Here is a 23,433-nt window from a genome sequence, read left to right on the forward strand (position 1 = left end):
CTTTTAAAAGTGCGATGAATTTTAAAGGAGTTTTTTGAAGAAAATATTGAGATAAAGCAATATTTGAAGATTTTTACGAAAAAATAATAAGCTTATTTGATCTCACTCAAACTATTAAACAAGCCATCATCTTGTTTTGGCATTTGGAGATAAAATCCTTGCTGAGTAATTTTTTCCATTACCTCGTTTTTATCTACATGAACAAGCGGTTTGCTTCCCTTCAAATTAAATGGCATAAGAAACTGAGGCTTACCAAAACTTTGCATTAATACGTCTGGTACAGCTGAAAAATCATCTCGTTTCGAAATATAGAGATAGCAGCCTGGTTTACGTAAACTTTTATAAATTGCACATAACATTTTATTGCTCCAAAAGAAAAACCTACCAGATAATCTCTGATAGGTTTTCATTTTACAAAAGTTTAATTATTTAGTCACAGCATCTTTCACTTCAGCTGCTTTGTCAGATGTAGCATCTTTTGCTTCAGCCGCTTTATCCGCTGCCGCATCTTTTATTTCAGCTGCTTTATCTACTACAGCATCTTTTGTTTCTGAAGCTGAGTTTTTTGCTGCTTCCATTTTAGAAGACATTGCATCTTTTGCTTCAGCCATTTTATCTGCTGCGGCATCTTTCATTTCAGCTGCTTTATCTACTACAGCATCTTTTGTTTCTGAAACTGAGTTTTTTGCTGCTTCCATTTTAGAAGACATTGCTTCTTTTGCTTCAGCCATTTTATCTGCTGCAGCATCTTTCATTTCAACTGCTTTATCTGCTGCAGCATCTTTTGCTTCAGAAGCTGCATTTTTTACTTCTTCCATTTTAGAAGACATTGCATCTTTTGCCTCAGCCATTTTATTTGCAGCAGCATCTTTCATTTCAGAAGCTTTATCAGCTACTGCTTCTTTTGTTTCAGCCATTTTATTTGCAGCTGAATCTTTTGCGTCAATTGCCGCATTTTTAACATCAGTTGCAACTTCTTTTGCTGCATCTTTAACATCAGTTGCAGCTTCTTTTGCTGCATCTTTAACTTGTGTTGCTGCATTTGCTGTTGCATCTTTTGCTGCTTCAACTTTTTGAGCTGTTTCTTGTTTATCGAAACAACCAGTTACGGCTAAAGATGCACCTAATACTAATACGGCTAATACTGATTTTTTCATTGTCATTCTCCATTTTATAATTAAGAATTAATCCAAAGCTATTTGCTTTGTGTGATCTAGTTTACGTAAAAAAACTTAAAATAAAACATCTTCCAAAAAAATTTACATTTCTAAAGATATAGTTTTTTTTATAACACCTCTCTAAAACAACTATAACCCTATGAATTTAAAAAGACTTGTAAAAAGTTCATTATAAAAATTTTATTTTTGTAAAAGATATAAAATTACTTTTTGTGTTTTTTTTTTTGAACAACCCAACTCAGTTAACTTGAATAATCCTTAACCATTGTTTTTACTTTTCAGTTACTTTTTTACGGCTGCAGATTGATCTTTTGTTTCAGAATCTACATTTTTTACTTCCTCTGCTTTAGAGCACACAGCATCTTTTGCTTCAGTCATTTTATTTTCCGCAACATGTTTAACATAGTTAGCTGCTGCAACCACAGCATCTTTAACTTGTACTGCCGCGCTTACTGTTGCATCTTTTGCAGCTTCAACTTTAGAAGACATTACATCTTTTGCCTCTGAAAGCGAATCTTTTACTTCAGCAACTTTACCTTCAACAGCTTCTTTTGCTTTTACAGCTTTATCTTCAGCTGCATCTTTTAGCTCAGCTGCTTTATCTGCTGCTTCATCTTTTGCTTCTGAAACTGCTTTTTTCACTTCTGATGCTTTATCTTCAGCTTCATCTTTTAACTCAGCTGCTTTATCTGCTGCTTCATCTTTTGCTTCAAAAACTGCATGTTTTACTTCAGCAACTTTATCTACAACAGCATCTTTTAATTTAGCTACTTTGCCTAAGACCGTATCTTTTGCTTCTGATGCTTTATCTTCAGCTTCATCTTTTAGCTCAGCTGCTTTATCTTCAGCCGCATCTTTCACTTCAGCAGCTTTATCTTCCACAGCTTCTTTTGCTCCTGATGCTTTGTCTTCAGCTTTATGTTTTAGCTCAGCTGCTTTATCTGCTGCTTCATCTTTTGCTTCAAAAACTGCATGTTTTACTTCAGCAACTTTATCTACAACAGCATCTTTTAATTTAGCTACTTTACCTAAGACCGTATCTTTTGCTTCTGATGCTTTATCTTCAGCTTCATCTTTTAGCTCAGCTGCTTTATCTGCTATTTCATCTTTTGCTTCTGAAACTGCTTTTTTCACTTCTGATGCTTTATCTTCAGCCGCATCTTTCACTTCAGCAGCTTTATCTTCCACAGCTTCTTTTGCTCCTGATGCTTTGTCTTCAGCTTTATGTTTTAGCTCAGCTGCTTTATCTGCTGCTTCATCTTTTGCTTCAAAAACTGCATTTTTTACTTCTGCAACTTTATCTGCAACTGCATCTTTTAATTTAACTACTTTGTCTACAAGTGTATCTTTTGCTTCAGAAACTGCTTCTTTTGCTTCTGATACTTTGTCTTCAGCCGCATCTTTCACTTCAGCAACTTTGTCTTCAGCCGCATCTTTTAGCTCGGCTGCTTTATCTGCCGCTTCATCTGTTGCTTCTGAAACTGTTTTTTTCACTTCTGATGCTTTATCTTCGACGGCTCTTTTTACTTCAGAAAATTTGTCATCGATTGCTTTTTTCATTTCAGCAGCTTTATCATCGATTGCTTCTTTTGCTTCAGAAACTGCTTTTCTTACTTCAGATACTTTATCTTCAGTTACATCTTTCACTTCAGTAGCTTTGTCTTCGACCACTTCTTTTGCCTCAGACGCTTTATGTGTCACTGCATCTTTAATGTAGTTAGCCGCTGCCAATAATGCATCTTTAACTTGTGTTGCTGCATTCACTGTCGTATCTTTTACTTCAGTTGCTTTATCTTCAATGTTATTTTTCATAACACTCTCCTTGTATCATTATAATGGCTAATTTAAGCTATTCAGTTATAGCTCACTTTTAGTCTATCAAAAAAATTTTAAAAAAACACCCAGAAATACACATTTCTAGGTGTTTGTTATTTAGCGACTTTTGGAGTCAACTATAGTTATAGTTCAAAAAAGTAAATCACATCAAACTTTATTTTCATATTATCTTCAATCAACTTTAACCATTTTCTTTGGGATAATGGAAAGCTTCAATGGTGCCTTTTTCACCATTCCAGTCAATTTGAACAATCGTTGAAGGGTAAAAACTGATTGGATTTCGCTTGCCATAAAGCTCTGAAACAATACTTCCTACTAAAGGTAAATGAGAAACAAGCAGAACACTTTCAACACCTTGTTCCTGCAAAACAGATAAATAATCTGCTACCAGAGTCGCATTCCCATAAGGTGTAATCCCACTCCAAGTTTCAACATCATTAAGAATATTGTCTAACGCTGAATTTACAAGCTCAAACGTTTCTTGCGCTCGTATATAAGGACTGACAATCACTTTCTGAACTGAAAGTGCGGTTGAATTTAGATGGGTTTTAAGCCATTGACCTTGTAATATTGATTGTTTGCGTCCATAGTCGGTTAAATGCCGAGCCTCGTCTGATGAAGAGACAACTTCAGCTTCTCCATGACGCATAATAAAAATTTTCATGTCTTTGCTTTCCTAAAAATAATAAAAGATAAATTTTATGGATCAAAAATGGGGGCAAGCCCCCACTTTATTAATTCGCTTTCACTGCTTCTGCAATTTCTTCTGCACATTGTTTTGCAAGTACACCGTCTTCACATTCGACCATGACGCGAATAAGAGGCTCAGTACCAGACTTACGCAGTAAAATTCGACCTTTGCCTTCTAAACGTTTTTCCACATCTGCAGCTACCGCTTTTACTGCTTCACTTTCTAATGGATTATCACCGCCCGCAAAACGAACATTAATGAGTACTTGAGGGAATAATTTCACCGCACTTGCAAGCTCGTTTAAAGATAAACGATGTTGAACCATTGCGCTTAATACCGCTAGTGATGCAATAATACCATCACCTGTCGTATTTTTATCAGCAATAATGATATGGCCTGAGTTTTCTCCACCTAATGTCCAGTCATGCTCTACCATTTTTTCTAATACATAACGGTCACCAACGTTAGCGCGTACGAAAGGCACACCTAACATCTTTAAGGCAATTTCTAGACTCATATTACTCATTAATGTACCTACTACCCCACCTTTTAATTGGCCTGAACGTAGTGCTTCGCGAGCAATAATGAAAAGGATTTGGTCACCATCCACTTTATTACCTAAGTGATCCACCATCATAATACGGTCACCATCACCATCATAAGCCAAACCAACATCCGCTTTGGTTTCAAGCACTTTTTCTTGTAATGCTTTTACATCAGTTGCACCACATTTCTCATTGATATTAATCCCATTTGGAGTCGCACCAATTTCAATTACTTCCGCGCCTAATTCACGTAATACATTTGGTGCAATATGGTAAGTCGCACCATTTGCACAGTCCACTACGATTTTATAACCATCTAAGCCAAGATGAGCTGGAAATGTACTCTTACAAAATTCAATATAACGACCTGCCGCATCATTAATACGACGAGCTTTACCTAATTCAGCTGATTCAACGCAATCCATTGGTTGATCGAGCATGGCTTCAATAGCCTCTTCAATATTGTCCGGTAATTTTGTTCCTTCCGCAGAGAAGAATTTAATTCCATTATCATAGTAAGGATTATGCGATGCAGAAATCACAATGCCTGCTTCTAAACGAAAAGTACGAGTTAAATAAGCCACGGCAGGGGTTGGCATTGGGCCGGTAAATGCAGCAGTTAAGCCAGCTGCAGCTAAACCTGCTTCAAGAGCAGATTCCAACATATAACCTGAAATACGAGTATCTTTTCCGATTAATACTGTGCGAGAACCTTGTGAAGCTAAAACCTTACCCGCAGCCCAACCTAATTTCAATGCGAAATCAGGCGTGATTGGATAAGTACCCACTTTACCACGTACGCCATCTGTACCAAAATATTTACGATTTGCCATGTTTATTCCTTATAAATTTGAATAATTGATATTGCAGAAATCATTTATTCTACAACATATAAAATCTGTTACTTTCTTACGCTTGTTGCGTAGCTTGCCATACTTTCAGGGCATCTGCCGTTTCAGCCACATCATGCACACGTAAAATAGTCGCACCATTTTGTGCAGCAATTAATGCGCCAGCTACACTTCCCACAACACGTTCAGTTACGGGTTTATCTAATACGGCACCAATCATCGATTTACGTGAAAGGCCTGCTAAAATGGGATAACCACTTTCACAAAAGTGTGCTAATTGCTGTAAAAGTTTATAGTTATGCTGCACGGTCTTACCAAAACAAAACCCCATATCCCAAATGATATTTTCTTTAGCGATTCCCGCATCTAAACAAGCTTTAGTCCGAGCTTCTAAAAACTGATAAACATCTTGGACTACATCATCATAATGCGGATTAGTCTGCATTGTGCGCGGCTGTCCTTGCATGTGCATGATACAAGTGGGTAAATTCAACTGTCCTGCTATTTCGAGTGCACCAGGTTCACGTAAAGCACGAATATCATTGATTAAATCCATGCCGACCTTAGCTGCTTCTTGCATCACAATTGCTTTAGAGGTATCCACTGAAATCCAACAATCAAAACGTTTTTGCACGGCTTCAACAAGAGGTATCACTCGTTGCAACTCTTCAGTTTCAGGCACTTCTTCTGCCATTATTGGTCGAGTTGATTCCCCGCCAATATCAATAATTGTTGCACCTTCTTTGAGCATTTTTTCAACTTGAAATAATGCTTTGTCTAGACTAAAAAACTGTCCGCCATCTGAAAATGAATCAGGCGTGAAATTCAAAATTCCCATAATTTGAGGTAATGATAAATCTAGACATTTGTTATTAGCGTAAAGTTTCATAAAGTGCGGTCAATTTTTAAATCAAATTTTAAAGGCTAGATTATAACGGAATATAGTGATGAAAAGAATGACATTATAAATAAAAAAAGCCTTCCTAATTAGGAAGGCTTTATTCTTACTCTTCAGAATCGTCTGAATGATTAACCGCACTTTCAGTGGTTTCTTCTTGCGGCTTAGCTTTCGAGCTCGTGTCTTTGTTATCTTCCCAACCAGATGGTGGTGTAACAGGCTCACGATTCATTAGCTGCTTGATTTGTTCTTCTTCAATGGTTTCATATTTCACTAACGCATCTTTCATGGCGTGAAGAATATCCATATTGTCGATCAAAATCTGTCTTGCTCTCGCATAGTTACGATTCACAATCGCACGAACTTCTTCATCAATCGCATGCGCTGTTTCATCAGACATATGTTTTGCTTTCGCCATTGAGCGACCTAAGAATACTTCGCCTTCATCTTCGGTATAAAGAATCGGACCGAGTTTATCTGAGAAGCCCCATTGGGTCACCATATTACGTGCAATATTGGTTGCCACTTTAATATCGTTAGATGCACCGGTAGAAATATTTTCTTCACCATAAATCAAATCTTCTGCTAAACGTCCTGCATAAAGAGTTGAAAGCTTACTTTCTAATTGTTTTTGGCTGATACTTATTTGATCACCTTCAGGCAAGAAGAAAGTCACACCTAATGCGCGGCCACGAGGAATAATCGTAACTTTATGTACAGGATCATGTTCAGGCACTAAGTAACCCACAATGGCGTGACCTGCTTCATGATACGCTGTCGATTCTTTTTGTTTATCTGTCATGATCATGGTACGGCGTTCAGGTCCCATATTGATCTTATCTTTGGCTTTTTCAAACTCAAGCATCGATACAGTACGTTTATTGCTACGTGCAGCAAATAATGCCGCTTCATTCACCAAGTTCGCTAAATCTGCACCTGAATAACCAGGTGTACCACGAGCCAGTGTCATTGCATCTACATCATCAGCCACAGGGACTTTACGCATGTGAACTTTTAAAATTTGCTCACGACCTTTCACATCCGGTAAACCTACAACAACTTGACGGTCAAAACGGCCTGGACGAGTTAATGCTGGGTCAAGTACATCTGGACGGTTAGTTGCGGCAATAACAATTACGCCTTCGTTACCACCGAAACCATCCATTTCAACTAACATTTGGTTAAGGGTTTGTTCACGCTCATCGTGCCCACCACCTAAGCCTGCACCACGTTGGCGACCTACCGCATCAATTTCATCAATAAAGATTAAGCATGGTGCATTTTTCTTTGCTTGCTCGAACATATCACGTACACGAGAAGCACCAACACCCACAAACATCTCCACAAAGTCAGAACCTGAAATGGTAAAGAAAGGTACTTTTGCTTCACCCGCAATAGCCTTAGCTAATAAAGTTTTACCTGTACCTGGAGGACCAACCATCAAAATCCCTTTTGGAATTTTACCGCCAAGGTTTTGGAATTTTTTCGGTTCACGCAAGAAATCGACCACTTCACCCACTTCTTCTTTTGCTTCATCACAACCTGCGACATCTGCAAAAGTGACTTTGATTTGGTCTTGGTTCAGCATTTTAGCGCGGCTTTTACCAAAGCTCATGGCTTTGCCGCCACCACCTTGTATTTGGCGCATGAAGAAAACCCATACCCCAACAAGGAATAGCATCGGGAACCACGAAATCAAAATTTGTGATAGTAAACTACGTTTTTCAAAAGGCGTACCTTCGATTTTGACTTTTTTATTTAATAAGTCATCTAAGAGTTTTTTATCTTCCAACGGTGGCATAACGGTCATATATTTAGAACCGTCATTTTTGGTCACAGTGATTTCATTCGCATCAAAACGCGCTTCTTTCACTTGACTATTACTCACATCATACACAAAAGTTGTGTAATCTGTTGAGTCACTCACGCCATTGGAGTTAAAACTTTGGTAAGCTGTCATCATGACAACTGCAACCACAACCCATAGAACTAGATTTTTGACCATATCGTTCAAGGTTTAACCTGCCTTTCTTAAGTTAATTAAAATAAAACGAAATACTATCTCATCCGTGACACAATGAAAAGCTATCAAAGCAATTATTCGCCTTTATAACCACTCGCTACAATGTAAACTTCACGAGAACGTCCACGAGAGGCCTCTGGCTTACGTACTTTTACTACACTAAACAGTGAACGAATTTCACGCAAATACTCATCGAAGCCTTCTCCCTGGAATACTTTGACCACAAAACTGCCTTTTTTCGCCAAAACTTGCTTACACATATCTAAAGCCAGTTCCACTAAATACATTGCTCGCGGAATATCAACCGATGGCATACCACTAAAATTCGGTGCCATATCGGACATCACTACATCAACTTTAGCTTCCCCAACCCGTTCTAATAATGCATTCAACACGTTTTCATCACGGAAATCGCCTTGTAAAAAATCAACGCCGACAATTGGATTCATGTCCAAAATATCGCACGCAATGACTCTTCCCTTTCCACCGATTTGGCTCACGACATATTGTGACCAACCACCTGGAGCAGCTCCGAGATCCACTACGGTCATTCCTGGCTTGAACAATTTATCTGTTTGTTGAATCTCATCTAGTTTAAAGTAAGCACGAGAGCGTAATTTTTGCTTGTGTGCTTTCTGAACAAACGGATCTTTAAAATGTTCGTTTAGCCAACGAGAAGAACTCGCTGAACGTTTTTTCTTTCCCATAAACTCTATCTTTTGTACTATTTTTTGTAGTAGTTTCATCTATATTTGGGTACAATCTGCCTAATTCAAGGCTAGGCTTACCAAAAAGTGCTGAAAAACCACATTTTTCCTGACCGTTTTTTTCGGTCTCTTCATGACAAATATTCATTTTATTAAAGGATTCCCTATGACAATTTTATCAACAAAACAAAAACAATTTTTAAAAGGACTCGCTCATCACCTTAGTCCTGTCGTCATGCTTGGCGGTAACGGCTTAACCGAAGGGGTATTGGCCGAAATCGATAATGCATTAAATCATCACGAACTCATCAAAGTGAAAATTGCTGGCGCAGATCGTGAAACCAAACAACTTATCATCGATGCGATCGTGCGTGAAACACAATCATCTAACGTTCAAACTATCGGACATATTTTGGTTCTTTATAGACCAAGCGAAGAAGGCAAAATACAGCTGCCTCGTAAATAATTGTTATCCCCTCAATTTGAGGGGATGTTTTTTTAGATGTAATTAACTTCAATAATCTCGAACTCAACCGTTCCACCTGGTGTGGTGATATTCACGGTATCATCCAACTCTTTGCCTATCAAACCACGGGCAATCGGTGAATTCACAGAAATCAAACCTGATTTAATATCTGCCTCATCATCACCTACGATTTGATAAGTCACTTCTTCATCGGTATCGGTATTCACTAATACAACTGTAGCACCAAAAATAACTTTACCGTTATTAGGTAATTTAGTGACATCGATAACCTGACAATTTGCAAGTTTGCCTTCAATCTCTTGAATACGTCCCTCGCAAAAACCTTGTTGCTCACGCGCGGCGTGATATTCTGCATTTTCTTTTAAGTCGCCGTGCTCACGTGCTTCAGCTATCGCCTTGATAATTTCTGGGCGACGCTCATTTTTTAAGAAATCTAATTCTTCTCGTAATAACTCCGCACCGCGCACGGTCATTGGAATTTGTTTCATTCTTTTTCCTTGAAATTTGGTAAAAACAAAACCACGACAACGTCTTGCAACCTTGCCGTAGCCAATGAAAAATAAAAAATGATTTACTCAATTGAGTTCGGGGCTTATTATTATCCGTCTTAAGAAAAATAGCAACTAGAACTGTACAAAAATGAGTAAAAAATCTTCCATTTCGACCGCACTTAAAGCGGCATTTATCACTCTCGGATTTTCTTTTTCTTCTATGGCTGAAGTTGATGTTACTTCAATCACCCAATATTTACCGGAAGGTGCATCGGCTGGCATCATTGCCAAAAACCTCAATAAAGATCAAATTATCGCCGATTACAATGGTTCAACCTTTATGTTGCCAGCCAGTACGCAAAAAGTCTTTACCGCTGTAGCGGCTAAATTGGTATTAGGTGATGCCTTCCAGTTTGAAACCTCACTTTTAAGTAACGGAAAAATTCAGAATAATACCTTAGAAGGCGATCTTGTTGTGCAATTTACTGGCGATCCCGATCTCACCAGTGGACAACTTTACACCCTACTCGCTAATTTAAAAAATCAAGGTATTCAGAAAATTAATGGCGATCTCGTGTTAGATACCTCTGTCTTTGCGAGCCACGACCGTGGATTGGGTTGGATTTGGAACGATCTCACCATGTGCTTTAACTCTCCTCCAGCAGCGGCAAATATCGATAATAACTGTTTCTATGCAGAACTGGATGCGAATCAACCTGTAGGTGAAACCGTAAAAATTAACGTTCCTGCACAATTCCCGATTCAAGTTTTCGGACAAGTGTATATTGCAGATCAGCAAGAATCTGGTTATTGCCAGTTAGATGTGGTGGTTCATGACAATAATCGTTATCAGGTGAAAGGCTGTATTGCGCGTCAAACAAAACCTTTTGGGCTTAGTTTTGCAGTACAAGATCCAGATGCCTATGCGGCTGCTATTATTCAACGCCAACTAAAACGTCTTGGCATCGAATTTACAGGTAAAGTGAAACAGCCTCAAAAACCACAGCAAGGGCAAAAACTTGCACAACATTTATCCAAACCACTGCCTGAGTTATTGAAAAAAATGATGAAAAAATCAGATAACCAGATTGCAGATGCTTTATTTAGAGCGGTAGCCTACAACTACTATAAACGCCCAGCTTCATTCCAATTAGGTACATTGGCGGTTAAATCAGTATTACAAAAACAAGGCATTAAATTTGGCAACAGCATTTTAGCAGATGGTTCTGGCCTTTCTCGTCACAATTTAGTTGCACCAAAAACTATGCTTTCTGTTTTAGAGTACATCGCTAAAAATGAAGATACACTGCATTTAATGGAAACCTTCCCGATTGCAGGTGTAGATGGCACTATCAGCGGACGCGGCGGCTTAATTAATCCACCATTAGTTAAAAATGTCATCGCGAAAACAGGCTCATTAAAAGGGGTTTATAACCTTGCCGGTTTTATGACCAATGCGCGAGGTGAAAAAGTGGCTTTTGTTCAATTTATCAATGGTTACTCCACTGGTGATTTAGAAAGTAAAACGAAACGCGCTCCACTTGTGCAGTTTGAAAGTACACTTTATAACGATTTTTATAAAGACTAAAACACATAAAAAAATAACCGCACTTCAAATATACTAAGTGCGGTTATTTTTTTCTTCATTTTAAATTAAAAAGAAAAAGCACCAAACTCTTCATCGAATTTGGCGCTTTATACTTTTAGACTGTTTTATCCTTCATTATGGATTTCGAGATTACTCGCATCTTTTTCACGTTTTTTCTTTGCTGAATCGTTACGTTGAGAAGCGATGTTATCAAGATATTCTGGCGTGATATCGCCTGTAATATATTCGCCAGTAAATACTGAGCAATCAAAACCTTTAATCGCAGGGTTTTCTTGACGAACGGATTCTGTTAACGCTTCAAGATCTTGGAAGATCAATTTGTCCACACCAATTAATTCTGCAATTTCTTCGACACTACGACCGCAGGCAATAAGCTCTTGTTTTGTTGGCATATCAATGCCATACACATTCGGATAACGAATTTCTGGTGCAGCTGACGCAAAGTAAATTTTCTTCGCACCCGCAGCGCGAGCCATGCATACAATTTGTTCTGATGTTGTTCCACGAACAATGGAATCATCAACTAACAACACATTTTTATCTTTGAATTCAGCTTTGATTGTATTGAGCTTACGGCGAACTGAGCTAATACGTTGTGCTTGCCCAGGCATAATAAACGTACGGCCAACATAGCGGTTTTTAACAAAGCCTTGACGATAAGGTTTGTCTAAAATTTTTGCAATCTGTAACGCTATATCCGTTGAAGTTTCAGGTACAGGAATCACTACATCAATGTTGTCTACTTCATCAGCCCATTCTTTTGCAATTTTTTTACCTAAATATTCGCCCATGTGAACACGTGCCGCATAAACAGACACACCATCTATCGTCGAATCTGGGCGAGCAAAATACACGTATTCAAAAATGCACGGATTTAAGACTGCACTTTCGGCACATTGCTCGGCATAAAGTTTGCCATCAAAGGTCACATAAATCGCTTCGCCCGGTGCAACATCACGTACTAATTCAAAACCTGCAACATCTAATGCCACACTTTCAGAGGCAAACATATATTCCACAGAACCATTTTCTTCTCGTTTACCTAACACGAGAGGACGAATACCAAACGGATCGCGAAATGCTACCATGCCATGTCCAATAATCATTGCTAAGCATGCGTAAGCACCACGAATATCTTTGTGTGTCGCACGAATTGCATTAAAAATATCTTGTGGATCGAGGTGGTATTTATTCACTCTATCCAAATGATTAGCAAGAATATTGAGAAGAAGTTCTGAATCCGAATTGGTATTTATATGACGACGTGCTTCTTTAAATAATTTATCTTTTAATTCGGTTGAGTTGGTTAAGTTACCATTGTGAACAAGACTTAAACCATAAGGTGAGTTAACATAGAAAGGCTGAGCTTCAGATACACTTGAACTGCCGGCTGTTGGATAACGTACATGTCCGAGGCCTGCATGACCTTGTAAACGTAACATATGTTCTTGTCTGAATACATCGCTTACAAGACCATTAGCCTTACGCAAACGAAAGCGGTTTTCATCATCTATTGTGACAATCCCCGCCGCATCTTGACCTCGATGCTGTAATAACGTTAATGCTGCATAAATGGATTCATTAACCGGATTTTGGCTAACGATACCGACAATTCCACACATACTGATTGACTACCTTATTGTTTAAAAGTTGAGTTTAAAAAACTAGAACTTGCTTGTAGTTGTTGGAAGAACCATTCAATAATGAAGCCGAAATGAGGAATTAATTTTGATTCTTTCCACCAATCGGTTTGTTCAAAGTTAGTGAAGGTATCCAAGAAGAATAAGATCGCAGCAACGATTAACGCGCCACGAATTAAGCCAAATGCCGCACCGAGAACACGATCTGTTCCGGTAAGTCCTGTTTTATCCACTAATTGGCTAATCACATAATTAACAATGCCACCTACGATTAAGGTTAAAACAAATAAAATGCCGATTGCGGTGCCGTTACGCACGTAGTCAGATTCGATTTGAGTGAGATAAGTGGCGAGATAAGGATAAAATTGGCTAGCGACAATAAATGCAACGACCCAACTTGCAAGGGACATCACCTCTCGCACAAACCCACGTAATAAACTCACGATAATCGAAAATGCGATGATGCCAATGATAATATAATCAATCATTAAATAGTCTCTCAATTAAAAAGGGTCGCCATTGCGACCGCAATATTTTACATAAAAAAACACAAAAGGAAAACGTTTGCGTCAATTAAATTTGAAGCAATTTGCTAGATTTCTTGCCAAAATGCTTTATCTAATTTTTGCTGTGCCTTTCGTAATACTTCTGCCAAGTGCTGATATGTCGGTTTATCTTGCACAGTTGGCAAACTTTCATGTTGTTTTCTCAAACGTTCACTAATTTCATAAAACCACTGAGAACTTTGCGGTTCTAAGGGTGATTTTGCTCGTTTCCCCAACCAATATAAACCTTGAAATGGCATCGCTAACGCACAAAGTGCGGTCAAAATAGCAAGCGAAAATGCAGTAAGATCTGCTTTGGCATAAAGTTGCTGCCAAACCACCGCAAATACTGCCATAAAAGGCATAAATTTTTGTGCAAATTTTGTGGCTTTAATAATGCGATTTTCGGGAAAAATCATGCCGAGCTTCGCTTCTAATGGCCACGTTTGCAAATAAACTTGCCCTTGTTTTAAGGTTGAAAAAAATGATGACATGAAAACATCCTTGAAAATAACTGCGCTTATAATACTCTAGTTTAGGTTTAATTGTCATCCCTGACTAGAAATTGTTGAAATTTTCAACTTTTCTAATAAAAGATCGTATTTTTACCCTCCAGTTAATTTATTTTATACGCTAAAAGGTGTATTCTATATAAGATTTATACTCCGTTCTTTTGAATGGATTTTTATTAACCTCAATCAAAAATAGGGTTCCTATGTCAAAACTTGTTCTCATCCTTAACTGTGGTAGTTCTTCATTAAAATTTGCAATCCTTGATCCTGCAACAGGTGAAGAAAAATTATCAGGCTTAGCAGAAGCATTTTATCTTCCTGAAGCTCGTATCAAATGGAAACTTAACGGTGAAAAAGGTAGTGCAGATTTAGGTGCTGGTGCAGCGCACACTGAAGCACTTAACTTCATCGCGTCAAACATTATGACTGATGAGCTGAAAAACTCTATCACCTCGATTGGTCACCGTATTGTTCACGGTGGTGAGAAATACACCCAATCTGTTGTTGTAACAGATGAAGTGGTTAAAGGTATTGAAGACGCTGCACAATTTGCACCGCTTCACAACCCTGCTCACTTAATCGGTATCCGTGAAGCATTTAAAACATTCCCACACTTAAAAGATAAGAACGTTGTCGTATTTGATACAGCATTCCACCAAACCATGCCAGAAGAAGCATACTTATATGCACTTCCATACTCACTTTACAAAGAACATGGTGTACGTCGTTACGGTGCACACGGTACCAGCCACTACTTCGTTTCTCGTGAAGTCGCTGAATACGTAGGCAAACCGGCAGACCAAGTAAACGCAATCATCTGTCACTTAGGTAACGGTGGTTCTGTTTCTGTTGTTCGTAACGGTAAATGTATTGACACATCTATGGGTTTAACCCCGTTAGAAGGTTTAGTCATGGGTACACGTTGTGGTGACATCGACCCTGCGATCGTTTTCTACCTATACAAAAACTTAGGCATGTCAATGGATCAAATCGAAGAGACTTTAGTGAAAAAATCAGGTCTTTTAGGTTTAACTGAAGTAACAAGTGACTGCCGTTATGCAGAAGATAACTACGACGATGCATCTAAACCAGAAGCAAAACGTGCATTAGATGTTTACAGCTACCGTTTAGCGAAGTACATCGGTGCATACATGGCCGTTTTAGGTGATGATCACTTAGATGCCATCGCATTTACGGGGGGTATTGGTGAAAACTCTGCTCACGTTCGTGAATTAGCATTAGGCCACTTAAAATTATTCGGCATCAAATTAGACAAAGAACGCAACCTTGCTGCTCGCTTTGGCAAATCAGGCGTGATCACTGCTGATGACTCTGCATTTAAAGCGATCGTTCTTCCAACCAATGAAGAATTAGTAATTGCACAAGATACAGCACGTTTAGCGGGCTAATCAACTTCCTTCAAACCTGCTGAGAAATCAGCAGGTTTTTTCATTCATTAAAAGGTATATCAAAATGACTAAAGCAGTTATTCTTATTCCAACTAGCGCAGAAGCAAATTTAGCAGCAGCACTAGACGCAGCTAAAACAACAGGCGCTGTCGTATTCAATGCAGTCGAAGATGTAAAAGCCGCTCAAGCATTAATCGCAAATAATCAAAAAGACGTGTTGTTAGAAAAAATCGTTGCTGATTTCCAAGCATTAAATGCAAATTTAGTGGTTGTTAAAGGTGTTCAACCTTCAGCTCAAGCGCCTTTTGCAAATAGCTTAAACTTTGCGATTGCACAAACCTTAGATGCACAAATTATCTTAGTGGCAAACAATGAAGAAGGCACATTAGTAGAAGCCATTGCTTCAGAATTTGGCGGTGTGAACAACACTGAAATCTTAGGGGTGTTTGGTGCACAATCAGGCAAAATTAAAACCTTAGATGCACAAGCATTAGCGAATGCAATCTCTGCACCACTTGCTCGTGAAGCGCGTATTTCTCCAGCGGCATTCCGTTTCAAATTAACTGATTTGGCACGCAAAGCAGGTAAAACCATCGTATTACCAGAAGGTGATGAACCTCGTACAGTTAAAGCGGCAGCTATCTGTGCTGAACGTGGTATCGCAAAATCGGTATTATTAGCGGATCCAGAATCTGTGAAAAAAGTTGCGGCAGAGCAAGGCGTGACTTTAGGCGCTGACGTAACGATCATCAATCCAGCTGACGTACGCGAAAATTACGTTGCTCGTTTGGTTGAATTACGTAAATCTAAAGGTTTAACGGAAGAACAAGCACGTGCGCAATTAGAAGACACCGTTGTATTAGGTACGATGATGTTAGAAGCGGGCAAAGTAGATGGTTTAGTCTCTGGTGCCGTTCACACCACTGCAAATACCATTCGTCCACCGATGCAAATCATCAAAACAGCACCAGGTAGCTCAATTATCTCGTCTGTATTCTTCATGTTATTACCAGACCAAGTATTAGTGTATGGTGACTGTGCAGTAAACCCAGAGCCAACCGCTGAACAACTGGCTGAAATCGCAATCCAATCTGCTGAATCTGCAAAAGCATTTGGTTTAAATCCGAAAGTCGCAATGCTTTCTTACTCAACCGGTACTTCTGGTTCTGGTCAATCTGTAGAGAAAGTAAAAGAAGCAACTCGCATTGCACAAGAAAAATGTCCTGATTTATTAATCGACGGTCCATTACAATACGATGCAGCTGTAATGAAAGATGTGGCTGCTTCTAAAGCACCAAACTCTAAAGTGGCAGGTCAAGCAAACGTATTTGTATTCCCTGATATCAACGCAGGTAACATCGGCTATAAAGCGGTACAACGTTCTGCAGATTTAGTCGCTGTAGGTCCAATGCTTCAAGGTATGCGTAAACCGGTTAATGACTTATCTCGTGGTGCATTAGTGGATGATATCATCTACACCATCGCATTAACCGCGATCCAAGCAACACAAGCTTAATTAAAGCCTTTGTTGTAAAACACTAAAGAAAATAACCGCACTTTTGATGATTCAAAGTGCGGTTATTTTTAAAATTGTTTTTAGTGGCTACTCTACAGATTTTAAGTATTCAACCAGCTTCAAGCCAATCTCTCTTCGCCACCCTAAAAGCAAATCGGGCTGTTTTGTCATATCTTCATTTTTTAACCAGACCCATTTAATGAGATCTTCTAAATTTCGTTTACTTGCCAGAACATCGTGGGTTAATCCTTTTGGGGTCAGTTCATAAGCTTTTTCTTGTAACAATCGAATTGCCTTTTTATAACGAGGATCGTCCACAATACGCACTAAACGCTTAGGGTAATCATAAGGTGAAATTCGGCGGCTTTGTGCTAGCAATTGAAGCATTTTTTTGCCACGTACACGGACTTCATTTTCAGATAAGCCAAGCGCTAACATTTCTGATGTATTGCGAGGATTGTTTTTTGCCACTTTCCAAAGGTTGTCTGATTTAACCACATAAGAAAGGGCTAAATTTCGTGCCATTGCCGTTTCTTGTCGCCATTTGGCTAATAGCTGTAAACGCGCTAATTCGAGCGGATTCAATTTCCAAACATTCGGAATCTCTAAATAGGCTTTGTTTGGATCGCGATCGTCTAATTTACTAGTTTTAGAGATCGCAAGCTGGCAATCATCAATTACCGCTTGGAGCCAAGGTGATTGTGCTAATTCTATTTGCATTTTTTGATAGACTGGCAAGAGATACCATACATCCCCTGCGGCATATTGTAGCTGTACAGGGGAAAGTGGACGTTTTAGCCAGTTTGTACGTGTTGCCCCTTTATCCATTTCAACGCCCAAATAATGTAACACCAATTTGGCTAGGCCCGCTGAATTAGCAAAACCTAGAAAACGTGCCATAATTTGCGTATCCATCATAGGTTGTGGAAGTGCATCAAACTCTTGCAAAAAAACCAATAAATCTTCATTACAAGCATGTAAAATTTTTGTCACCTGCTGATCGCGTAATAATTCCACAAAAGGTGAAAAATCAGTAATGGATAAAGGATCGATCAATGAAACACGATCACCATCATAAAGTTGAATTAATCCTAATTTAGGATAATAGGTCGATACCCGCATAAATTCGGTATCTAAAGCGACCGCACTTTGCTGACGCGCTAACTGACAAACCTGAGCAAGCTCTTCATTATTTTGAATTAATGTAAAGTGCGGTTGATTTTGGCATTCTTTTATCATTGTAATAGGATGTATTTTCAAATAGAGGTACAGACTAAACAGGGATATGAACACATATCCCTGATTTAATTAATGTTGCGCGCGTTTTGCTATTTCTTCATCACGCAGTATGCGTCTTAAAATTTTGCCTACATTACTTTTCGGCAATTCATCGCGAAACTCAATATCTTTCGGGACTTTATAACCTGTGAGATGTTGTCTGCAATGTTGGCGTAATTCATCATGCGTGAGGCTATCATCTTTCTTCACAACAAAGATTTTAATGGTTTCTCCTGACACTTCGTGTGGCACGCCGATAGCGACCACTTCAGCGACTTTATAATTTAGCATCACCACATCTTCGATTTCATTTGGATAAACGTTGAAGCCTGAAACTAAGATCATATCTTTTTTGCGATCAACAATACGGAGGCTATAGCTCTCGTCCATAATGACGATATCACCCGTTGCCATCCAACCATCTTGAAGCACTTCAGCAGTCGCTTCAGGACGTTGCCAATACCCACGCATGACCTGTTCACCTTTAACCCAAAGCTCTCCAGCTTCACCAAGTTGTGCTTCCGAGCCATCATCTTTGATGATTTTAATATCGGTATTTGGCACTGGTACACCGATTGTACCATTGTGTTTCACCACATTAATCGGACAAGCGGCAATTAGCGGTGAACATTCTGTCATGCCATAACCCTCAATGATGTTACAGCCAGTTAAACCATGCCAACGCGTTGCGACTGATTGTTGGATCGCCATACCGCCACCAACAGAAAGTTTTAATCGTGAAAAATCTACTTCTTTGAAATTTTCATTATTAAGTAGCGCATTAAACAAGGTATTCACCCCAGTAATCGCTTCAAAACGGTATTTTTTGAGCTCTTTAACAAAACCATCAATATCACGTGGGTTCGTAATTAAGAGCGCGGTAACGCCAAGCTCTAAGAAGAGTAAACAGTTTACCGTTAAGGCAAAAACATGATAAAGCGGTAAAGCCAGTACAGCAATGCGTTGCTTCGCATGATCGCCAATAAATGGCTCTGCAATCCACTTCGCTTGGAAAATATTGGTAATAATATTGCCATGTGTCAGCATTGCACCTTTGGCAACACCTGTTGTACCGCCTGTATACTGTAAGAAAGCTAAATCTTCACGATCCACTTGTGGACGAACATATTGGCGATATTTACCAATACTTAACACTTCACGGAAAGTCACTGCATTCGGTAATTTATATTTTGGCACTAACTTTTTGACGTATTTCACGACAAAATTGACCAAATTACGCTTACCAAAAGAAAGCTGATCACCCATTCTTGTCAAAATTACATGTTTTACTTTAGTGTTAAACACGATTTTTTCCAAGGTTGAAGCGAAGTTTGAAACAACAACAATCGCCGTTGCACCGCTGTCTTGTAACTGATGTTCTAATTCACGTGGGGTGTAAAGTGGATTCACGTTTACGACAACTAGGCCCGCACGTAAGATACCGAAAAGCGCAATAGGATATTGCAATAAATTAGGCATCATGAGAGCAACACGATCGCCACGTTTTAATTTTAATTCATTTTGTAGATATGCAGCAAATGTACGGCTTCGCTCTTCTAATTTGCGAAAAGTCAGCACTTGTCCCATATTGATATAAGCAGGACGGTCTGGATGCTCACGAATTGCTTTATCTAAAATATCGAGAATCGAATCATATTTTGAGGTATCCAGCGTGGTGGGTGAACCTTCTGGATAATTTTGAAACCAAACTTTTTCCATTTTTTATCCTTATTCTTTGGAAAATTTTCTTAATTTTATCATTTAGTTAGTAGAGATAATAGCGAATTTCAGGCTCACCATACCAATAATATGGTCGTCGACCAAAAAAGCCCCAATCATCCCACATATCATCTGGATAGTAATAGCTTTGAGAAAGCCTCCAGACACGATAATGATTGGTTTTAATTACAGGGTAAGTGTAGCTTGCCTGATCAACCTTGCCTTGTTCTGTTTTCAGTAAGGTACCGCCAATTGTAATAAATTGGTCTTTTAAACTTTCAGGCTCAACAAAACCATCAAGATAAGTAATAAAACGTCCATTAGGTTGTTCATCAATCATGGGTTTTGCAGAGGTTGAGTAAACTGGATAGCTTAATACTTCAATTTTAGTTTTATTCGGCTGGGCTTGTGCTGTTAATACTTTTCCGCCTAAACGAATTGATTTGCACTGACAGCTATAATCACTCTGTTGAATTGAAGATAATGATTTTAAAGTAAATTGTTCTTTTTCCAGTCCTTTCGGTGCATTAACACATCCCACTAATGTGGTCGAAAGTGTGGTCAAAACTAAGATCGTTTTTTTATTCATCTTCAACTCCTTTTTGAAAATTATTCACGCCCAGGTAATTTTTTCCAAGTTACTTCATTACGCAAATAAACAGGCTCAATCTCTAAGGCAGATATGACTTTATTCTGCGCATAATCTGTTAAAGCAAGCTCAAGCATATATTGTGCAGAAGGTAAAATAATATCACTTCCTTCTAAACCGTTTTCTTTAAATTGAGGATACGCTGTCCAACCCGTTCCGACTCGGTATGCCGATAAATCTGAAAATTGCTCAAGTACTTTTTCTGGTTGGCAAACTTGTTCTTCAATCACGGGATTCCATTGGAAAAACTCACCCAATTCTGACCGCACTTTTTCTCGTTTTACTTGAGAAAAATAAACTTCATTCATTCTCGCATCAATGGCAGCTGCCACATTTTCAGCTTGATATAATTCAAATGCAGCCTGAGCCATTGCTGTTAAATTTGATATCGCAATAACAGGTAAATCAGCACCAAATGCAAGCCCTTGCGCAATCCCTGCGCCGACACGAACACCAGTAAAACTACCAGGACCGCGTCCAAATGCTAACGCATCTACTTGCTTCAAATTAATACCTGAATTGACAAGCAACTCATCAATCATTGGAAGAATACGTTTTGTGTGTGTACGTTGTGCTAATTCATCTAAATATGTTTTTTCGCCTTTATGCCAAAGTGCAACAGAACAGGCTTCTGTTGAAGTATCGAGTGCTAATAAGGTGATATTTTTCATTATTAATCCATTTTCTCATTTTGTAAGAATTGTACCACTTTGTTGAGATCTCGGGTACGGGTTGAATTAGGTAAACTTTTTAGAAAGGTTTCGCCGTAATTTCGCATAACAAGACGATTATCACAAATAATTACCGCACCACGATCTGTTACATCTCGAATTAGGCGTCCTACACCTTGTTTCAGCGTAATAACCGCTTCAGGGATCTGTATATCATTAAATGGATCGCCACCTTGTAATCGACAATCTTCAATACGTGCTTTTAGCAAAGGCTCATCTGGTGCAGTAAAAGGCAATTTATCAATAATGACTAAGGAAAGTGCATCACCACGGACATCCACACCTTCCCAAAAGCTCGAGGTTGCAACCAGTACACTATGAGTTTCATGAATAAATTGTTCGAGTAATTTTGCTTTAGGCATTTCACCTTGTAATAAGATAGAAAGCTCACTCTTTTCTCTAAAATACTCTGCCAAGCCTCTCATCATTAAATAAGAAGTACAAAGCACAAAGCATCGCCCTTTATTCGCTTCAATGATAGGCAACAACATTTCACCAAGAGCTTGTAACGTATTATTTTGATTCGTTTCTGGTAAATAGCGTGGCACGCAAAGTAGCGATTGATTAGGATAATCAAAAGGACTGTGAAGAATTTTTTGTTCTGCTTGCTCAATACCTAGTCGCTGACAGAAATGATTAAAAGTGCCGCCAACTTCAAGAGTCGCTGAGGTGAAAATCCAAGCCGCTTCTTTATTATTTAGCTGTTCACCAAATTTATCTGCGACAGTTAGTGGTGTAATATGCAAACCAAATTGTCGTCCCATACTTTCGTACCAGTAGCAATAACCGACTATAGCCGTATCACAAAGACGCATTAATTGATTTTTAATACTTTCAGTACGTTCAAAAATACTATCCAGTGTTTGAGAACGACCTAGTGCAATCTTGATCACTTCAGAAAGAAATTCAATTTTTTCTTGTAATAATTCTACGGATTTTTTGACCGCACTTTGTTTAAATAGCTCACGCCAATTTCCTCGCTGATTTCCTTCTCCAAGAAGAAGACGGAAATCTTGAATGACTTTAAGCAAGGTATCTGCAGTTGTGCCAAGCTGCGGCATATCTTTCAATTCTGTACGATAAACAATATTGATATCTTTACATAAATCAAATAGCTGGCGAGATGTTAATGATTGGCCAAAGTACTGGCTTGCTATATCGGGAAGTTGATGTGCTTCGTCAAAGATGATGACTTCTGCATTGGGAATAAGCTCACCAAAGCCACTTTCTTTTACCGCCATATCAGCAAAGAAAAGATGATGATTTACAACAACGAGATCTGCATTTAATGCCTTTTTACGAGCTTGTGCAACATAACATTCAGTGTAGTTGGGACAATCTGTTCCTAAACAACTTTCTGCCGTGCTCGTCAATTGAGGCAAAATCGGGCTATCTTCAGCCAATTCTATACATTCGGTCAAATCACCTGTTTTCGTCGCATTATTCCATTTTCTTACTTTACTTAAATCGGCTAAAACAGATTTATCCCCAAGCACACCTTGAGCGATAACCTGATCCAGTCGTTCCAAACATAAGTAATTGGATCGCCCTTTCAATAATGCAATTTTTCCAGAATAATTTAAGGCTTTTTTTATGGCAGGTAGATCTCTTGAAAAGAGTTGATCTTGTAGATTTTTAGAGCCGGTTGAAATAATCGTTTTCTTTCCTGCAATAAGTGCCGGTGCTAAATAAGCAAAAGTCTTTCCAGTACCTGTTCCAGCTTCTACAACAAGCGGTCGCTTATTTTGGATAGCATATCCTACTGATTGAGCCATTTCGAGCTGTTCTGCTCGTGGCTTAAATCCTTTGATATTCTTACTCAATTCGCCATCACTGGAAAAGATCTTACTTATCTGTTTTTTCATAATTATTGCTATCTAGAAATAGGCGAAGATTTTATCATTATTAGACTCATTTATATATGAATTCTAATGTTTTATATAAAACAAAAACCCCAAGCCATTCAGCTCGGGGTTCACATTCATTACCTGGCGGTGTCCTACTCTCACATGGGGAAGCCCCACACTACCATCGGCGCATCGGCGTTTCACTTCTGAGTTCGGTATGGGGTCAGGTGGGACCACCGCTCTATCGCCGCCAGGATTATTCCTTTAATAA

21 protein-coding genes, 1 rRNA gene and 1 pseudogene are annotated in these 23,433 nt (G+C 38.8%); 5 read left to right on the forward strand and 18 right to left on the reverse strand.

Translation table 11 applies throughout. The features are described from left to right. Positions 1-92: 92 nt before the first annotated feature. The 8 genes from INQ00_RS07975 to rlmE form a co-directional block, all read right to left on the reverse strand. Complete coding sequence (locus INQ00_RS07975) at positions 93-359, reverse strand: YcgL domain-containing protein (RefSeq protein ID WP_197546737.1); 267 nt, start codon at positions 357-359, stop codon at positions 93-95. 66 nt (positions 360-425) lie between these two features. Beyond that, positions 426-1,157 carry a histone gene (locus INQ00_RS07980; RefSeq protein WP_197546738.1) on the reverse strand — a complete coding sequence of 244 codons (732 nt, stop codon included), beginning with the start codon at positions 1,155-1,157 and terminating at the stop codon, positions 426-428. 303 nt (positions 1,158-1,460) lie between these two features. Next, a complete protein-coding gene (locus INQ00_RS07985; protein ID WP_197546739.1) occupies positions 1,461-2,990 on the reverse strand; it encodes a hypothetical protein in 1,530 nt (509 codons plus the stop codon). A 205-nt stretch (positions 2,991-3,195) separates the two neighbouring features. Then, positions 3,196-3,678: a phosphohistidine phosphatase SixA gene (gene sixA / locus INQ00_RS07990; RefSeq protein ID WP_197546740.1), complete on the reverse strand. Its 483-nt coding sequence runs from the start codon at positions 3,676-3,678 to the stop codon at positions 3,196-3,198. A 70-nt stretch (positions 3,679-3,748) separates the two neighbouring features. After that, on the reverse strand, positions 3,749-5,083 hold the full coding sequence (glmM, locus tag INQ00_RS07995; protein WP_197546741.1) for a phosphoglucosamine mutase: 1,335 nt from the start codon (positions 5,081-5,083) through the stop codon (positions 3,749-3,751). A 76-nt stretch (positions 5,084-5,159) separates the two neighbouring features. After that, positions 5,160-5,990, reverse strand: coding sequence for a dihydropteroate synthase (gene folP / locus INQ00_RS08000; protein ID WP_197546742.1), 831 nt, complete (start codon positions 5,988-5,990; stop codon positions 5,160-5,162). A gap of 115 nt (positions 5,991-6,105) precedes the next feature. Further along, entirely contained in the window at positions 6,106-8,004 is a 1,899-nt protein-coding gene (gene ftsH / locus INQ00_RS08005) for an ATP-dependent zinc metalloprotease FtsH (RefSeq protein ID WP_197546743.1), read from the reverse strand. 92 nt (positions 8,005-8,096) lie between these two features. Beyond that, positions 8,097-8,729, reverse strand: coding sequence for a 23S rRNA (uridine(2552)-2'-O)-methyltransferase RlmE (rlmE, locus tag INQ00_RS08010; protein ID WP_005697532.1), 633 nt, complete (start codon positions 8,727-8,729; stop codon positions 8,097-8,099). A gap of 166 nt (positions 8,730-8,895) precedes the next feature. Here rlmE and yhbY point away from each other — a divergent pair, with 166 nt between their 5' ends. Further along, positions 8,896-9,195: a ribosome assembly RNA-binding protein YhbY gene (gene yhbY / locus INQ00_RS08015; protein ID WP_014065444.1), complete on the forward strand. Its 300-nt coding sequence runs from the start codon at positions 8,896-8,898 to the stop codon at positions 9,193-9,195. A 32-nt stretch (positions 9,196-9,227) separates the two neighbouring features. Here yhbY and greA read toward each other — a convergent pair whose 3' ends face one another. Then, positions 9,228-9,704, reverse strand: a complete 477-nt coding sequence (greA, locus tag INQ00_RS08020) for a transcription elongation factor GreA (RefSeq protein WP_014065445.1) — start codon at positions 9,702-9,704, stop codon at positions 9,228-9,230. 151 nt (positions 9,705-9,855) lie between these two features. Here greA and dacB point away from each other — a divergent pair, with 151 nt between their 5' ends. Then, positions 9,856-11,295: a serine-type D-Ala-D-Ala carboxypeptidase gene (gene dacB / locus INQ00_RS08025; RefSeq protein WP_197546744.1), complete on the forward strand. Its 1,440-nt coding sequence runs from the start codon at positions 9,856-9,858 to the stop codon at positions 11,293-11,295. 125 nt (positions 11,296-11,420) lie between these two features. Here dacB and purF read toward each other — a convergent pair whose 3' ends face one another. The 3 genes from purF to yfbV form a co-directional block, all read right to left on the reverse strand. Beyond that, a complete protein-coding gene (gene purF, locus INQ00_RS08030; RefSeq protein WP_197546745.1) occupies positions 11,421-12,938 on the reverse strand; it encodes an amidophosphoribosyltransferase in 1,518 nt (505 codons plus the stop codon). Between the two features lie 14 nt (positions 12,939-12,952). Continuing rightward, positions 12,953-13,444 carry a CvpA family protein gene (locus tag INQ00_RS08035; RefSeq protein ID WP_005696203.1) on the reverse strand — a complete coding sequence of 164 codons (492 nt, stop codon included), beginning with the start codon at positions 13,442-13,444 and terminating at the stop codon, positions 12,953-12,955. Positions 13,445-13,548: 104 nt separating this feature from the next. Further along, positions 13,549-13,995: a terminus macrodomain insulation protein YfbV gene (gene yfbV, locus INQ00_RS08040; protein WP_054420379.1), complete on the reverse strand. Its 447-nt coding sequence runs from the start codon at positions 13,993-13,995 to the stop codon at positions 13,549-13,551. A gap of 221 nt (positions 13,996-14,216) precedes the next feature. On the opposite strand from yfbV, the gene INQ00_RS08045 reads away from it, so the two are divergent. The 3 genes and pseudogenes from INQ00_RS08045 (at position 14,217) to pta (ending at position 16,938) form a co-directional block, all read left to right on the forward strand. Next, positions 14,217-15,422: an acetate kinase gene (locus INQ00_RS08045; protein ID WP_111303973.1), complete on the forward strand. Its 1,206-nt coding sequence runs from the start codon at positions 14,217-14,219 to the stop codon at positions 15,420-15,422. Between the two features lie 64 nt (positions 15,423-15,486). Continuing rightward, a pseudogene (locus tag INQ00_RS09865) lies at positions 15,487-15,813 on the forward strand (AAA family ATPase); the annotation flags it as partial. 51 nt (positions 15,814-15,864) lie between these two features. Continuing rightward, the gene (pta, locus tag INQ00_RS08050) at positions 15,865-16,938 is read left to right on the forward strand and encodes a phosphate acetyltransferase (protein WP_420026376.1); all 1,074 of its coding nucleotides are present in this window, start codon (positions 15,865-15,867) and stop codon (positions 16,936-16,938) included. An 87-nt stretch (positions 16,939-17,025) separates the two neighbouring features. On the opposite strand, the gene rnd is transcribed toward pta, so the two are convergent. The 6 genes from rnd to rrf all read right to left on the reverse strand — a co-directional run bounded on the left by rnd (position 17,026) and on the right by rrf (position 23,417). Next, positions 17,026-18,177, reverse strand: coding sequence for a ribonuclease D (gene rnd, locus INQ00_RS08055; protein ID WP_197546747.1), 1,152 nt, complete (start codon positions 18,175-18,177; stop codon positions 17,026-17,028). A gap of 69 nt (positions 18,178-18,246) precedes the next feature. Next, complete coding sequence (fadD, locus tag INQ00_RS08060) at positions 18,247-19,935, reverse strand: long-chain-fatty-acid--CoA ligase FadD (RefSeq protein ID WP_197546748.1); 1,689 nt, start codon at positions 19,933-19,935, stop codon at positions 18,247-18,249. Positions 19,936-19,981: 46 nt separating this feature from the next. Then, entirely contained in the window at positions 19,982-20,524 is a 543-nt protein-coding gene (locus INQ00_RS08065; protein WP_197546749.1) for a Slp family lipoprotein, read from the reverse strand. Positions 20,525-20,544: 20 nt separating this feature from the next. After that, positions 20,545-21,255 (reverse strand): tRNA (adenosine(37)-N6)-threonylcarbamoyltransferase complex dimerization subunit type 1 TsaB, encoded by a 711-nt coding sequence (tsaB, locus tag INQ00_RS08070; protein WP_197546750.1) that lies wholly within the window; start codon positions 21,253-21,255, stop codon positions 20,545-20,547. Between the two features lie 2 nt (positions 21,256-21,257). Next, positions 21,258-23,180, reverse strand: coding sequence for a DNA repair helicase YoaA (gene yoaA / locus INQ00_RS08075; RefSeq protein ID WP_420026371.1), 1,923 nt, complete (start codon positions 23,178-23,180; stop codon positions 21,258-21,260). A gap of 121 nt (positions 23,181-23,301) precedes the next feature. Further along, positions 23,302-23,417: ribosomal RNA gene (rrf, locus tag INQ00_RS08080) — 5S ribosomal RNA — on the reverse strand. Positions 23,418-23,433 lie beyond the last annotated feature (16 nt).

The organism is Haemophilus parainfluenzae (genome assembly GCF_014931275.1).
In the GTDB taxonomy this organism is placed as follows: domain Bacteria; phylum Pseudomonadota; class Gammaproteobacteria; order Enterobacterales; family Pasteurellaceae; genus Haemophilus_D.

Coding starts and splice junctions, on each gene's coding strand:
- dacB (WP_197546744.1), top strand. CDS start 9,856: ATGAGTAAAAAATCTTCCATTTCGACCGCACTTAAAGCGGCATTTATC.
- yfbV (WP_054420379.1), bottom strand. CDS start 13,995: ATGTCATCATTTTTTTCAACCTTAAAACAAGGGCAAGTTTATTTGCAA.
- yoaA (WP_420026371.1), bottom strand. CDS start 23,180: ATGAAAAAACAGATAAGTAAGATCTTTTCCAGTGATGGCGAATTGAGT.
- INQ00_RS08035 (WP_005696203.1), bottom strand. CDS start 13,444: ATGATTGATTATATTATCATTGGCATCATCGCATTTTCGATTATCGTG.
- ftsH (WP_197546743.1), bottom strand. CDS start 8,004: ATGGTCAAAAATCTAGTTCTATGGGTTGTGGTTGCAGTTGTCATGATG.
- purF (WP_197546745.1), bottom strand. CDS start 12,938: ATGTGTGGAATTGTCGGTATCGTTAGCCAAAATCCGGTTAATGAATCC.
- INQ00_RS08065 (WP_197546749.1), bottom strand. CDS start 20,524: ATGAATAAAAAAACGATCTTAGTTTTGACCACACTTTCGACCACATTA.
- glmM (WP_197546741.1), bottom strand. CDS start 5,083: ATGGCAAATCGTAAATATTTTGGTACAGATGGCGTACGTGGTAAAGTG.
- tsaB (WP_197546750.1), bottom strand. CDS start 21,255: ATGAAAAATATCACCTTATTAGCACTCGATACTTCAACAGAAGCCTGT.
- rlmE (WP_005697532.1), bottom strand. CDS start 8,729: ATGGGAAAGAAAAAACGTTCAGCGAGTTCTTCTCGTTGGCTAAACGAA.
- sixA (WP_197546740.1), bottom strand. CDS start 3,678: ATGAAAATTTTTATTATGCGTCATGGAGAAGCTGAAGTTGTCTCTTCA.
- folP (WP_197546742.1), bottom strand. CDS start 5,990: ATGAAACTTTACGCTAATAACAAATGTCTAGATTTATCATTACCTCAA.
- INQ00_RS07985 (WP_197546739.1), bottom strand. CDS start 2,990: ATGAAAAATAACATTGAAGATAAAGCAACTGAAGTAAAAGATACGACA.
- INQ00_RS07980 (WP_197546738.1), bottom strand. CDS start 1,157: ATGAAAAAATCAGTATTAGCCGTATTAGTATTAGGTGCATCTTTAGCC.
- rnd (WP_197546747.1), bottom strand. CDS start 18,177: ATGATAAAAGAATGCCAAAATCAACCGCACTTTACATTAATTCAAAAT.
- fadD (WP_197546748.1), bottom strand. CDS start 19,935: ATGGAAAAAGTTTGGTTTCAAAATTATCCAGAAGGTTCACCCACCACG.
- greA (WP_014065445.1), bottom strand. CDS start 9,704: ATGAAACAAATTCCAATGACCGTGCGCGGTGCGGAGTTATTACGAGAA.
- INQ00_RS07975 (WP_197546737.1), bottom strand. CDS start 359: ATGTTATGTGCAATTTATAAAAGTTTACGTAAACCAGGCTGCTATCTC.
- yhbY (WP_014065444.1), top strand. CDS start 8,896: ATGACAATTTTATCAACAAAACAAAAACAATTTTTAAAAGGACTCGCT.
- INQ00_RS08045 (WP_111303973.1), top strand. CDS start 14,217: ATGTCAAAACTTGTTCTCATCCTTAACTGTGGTAGTTCTTCATTAAAA.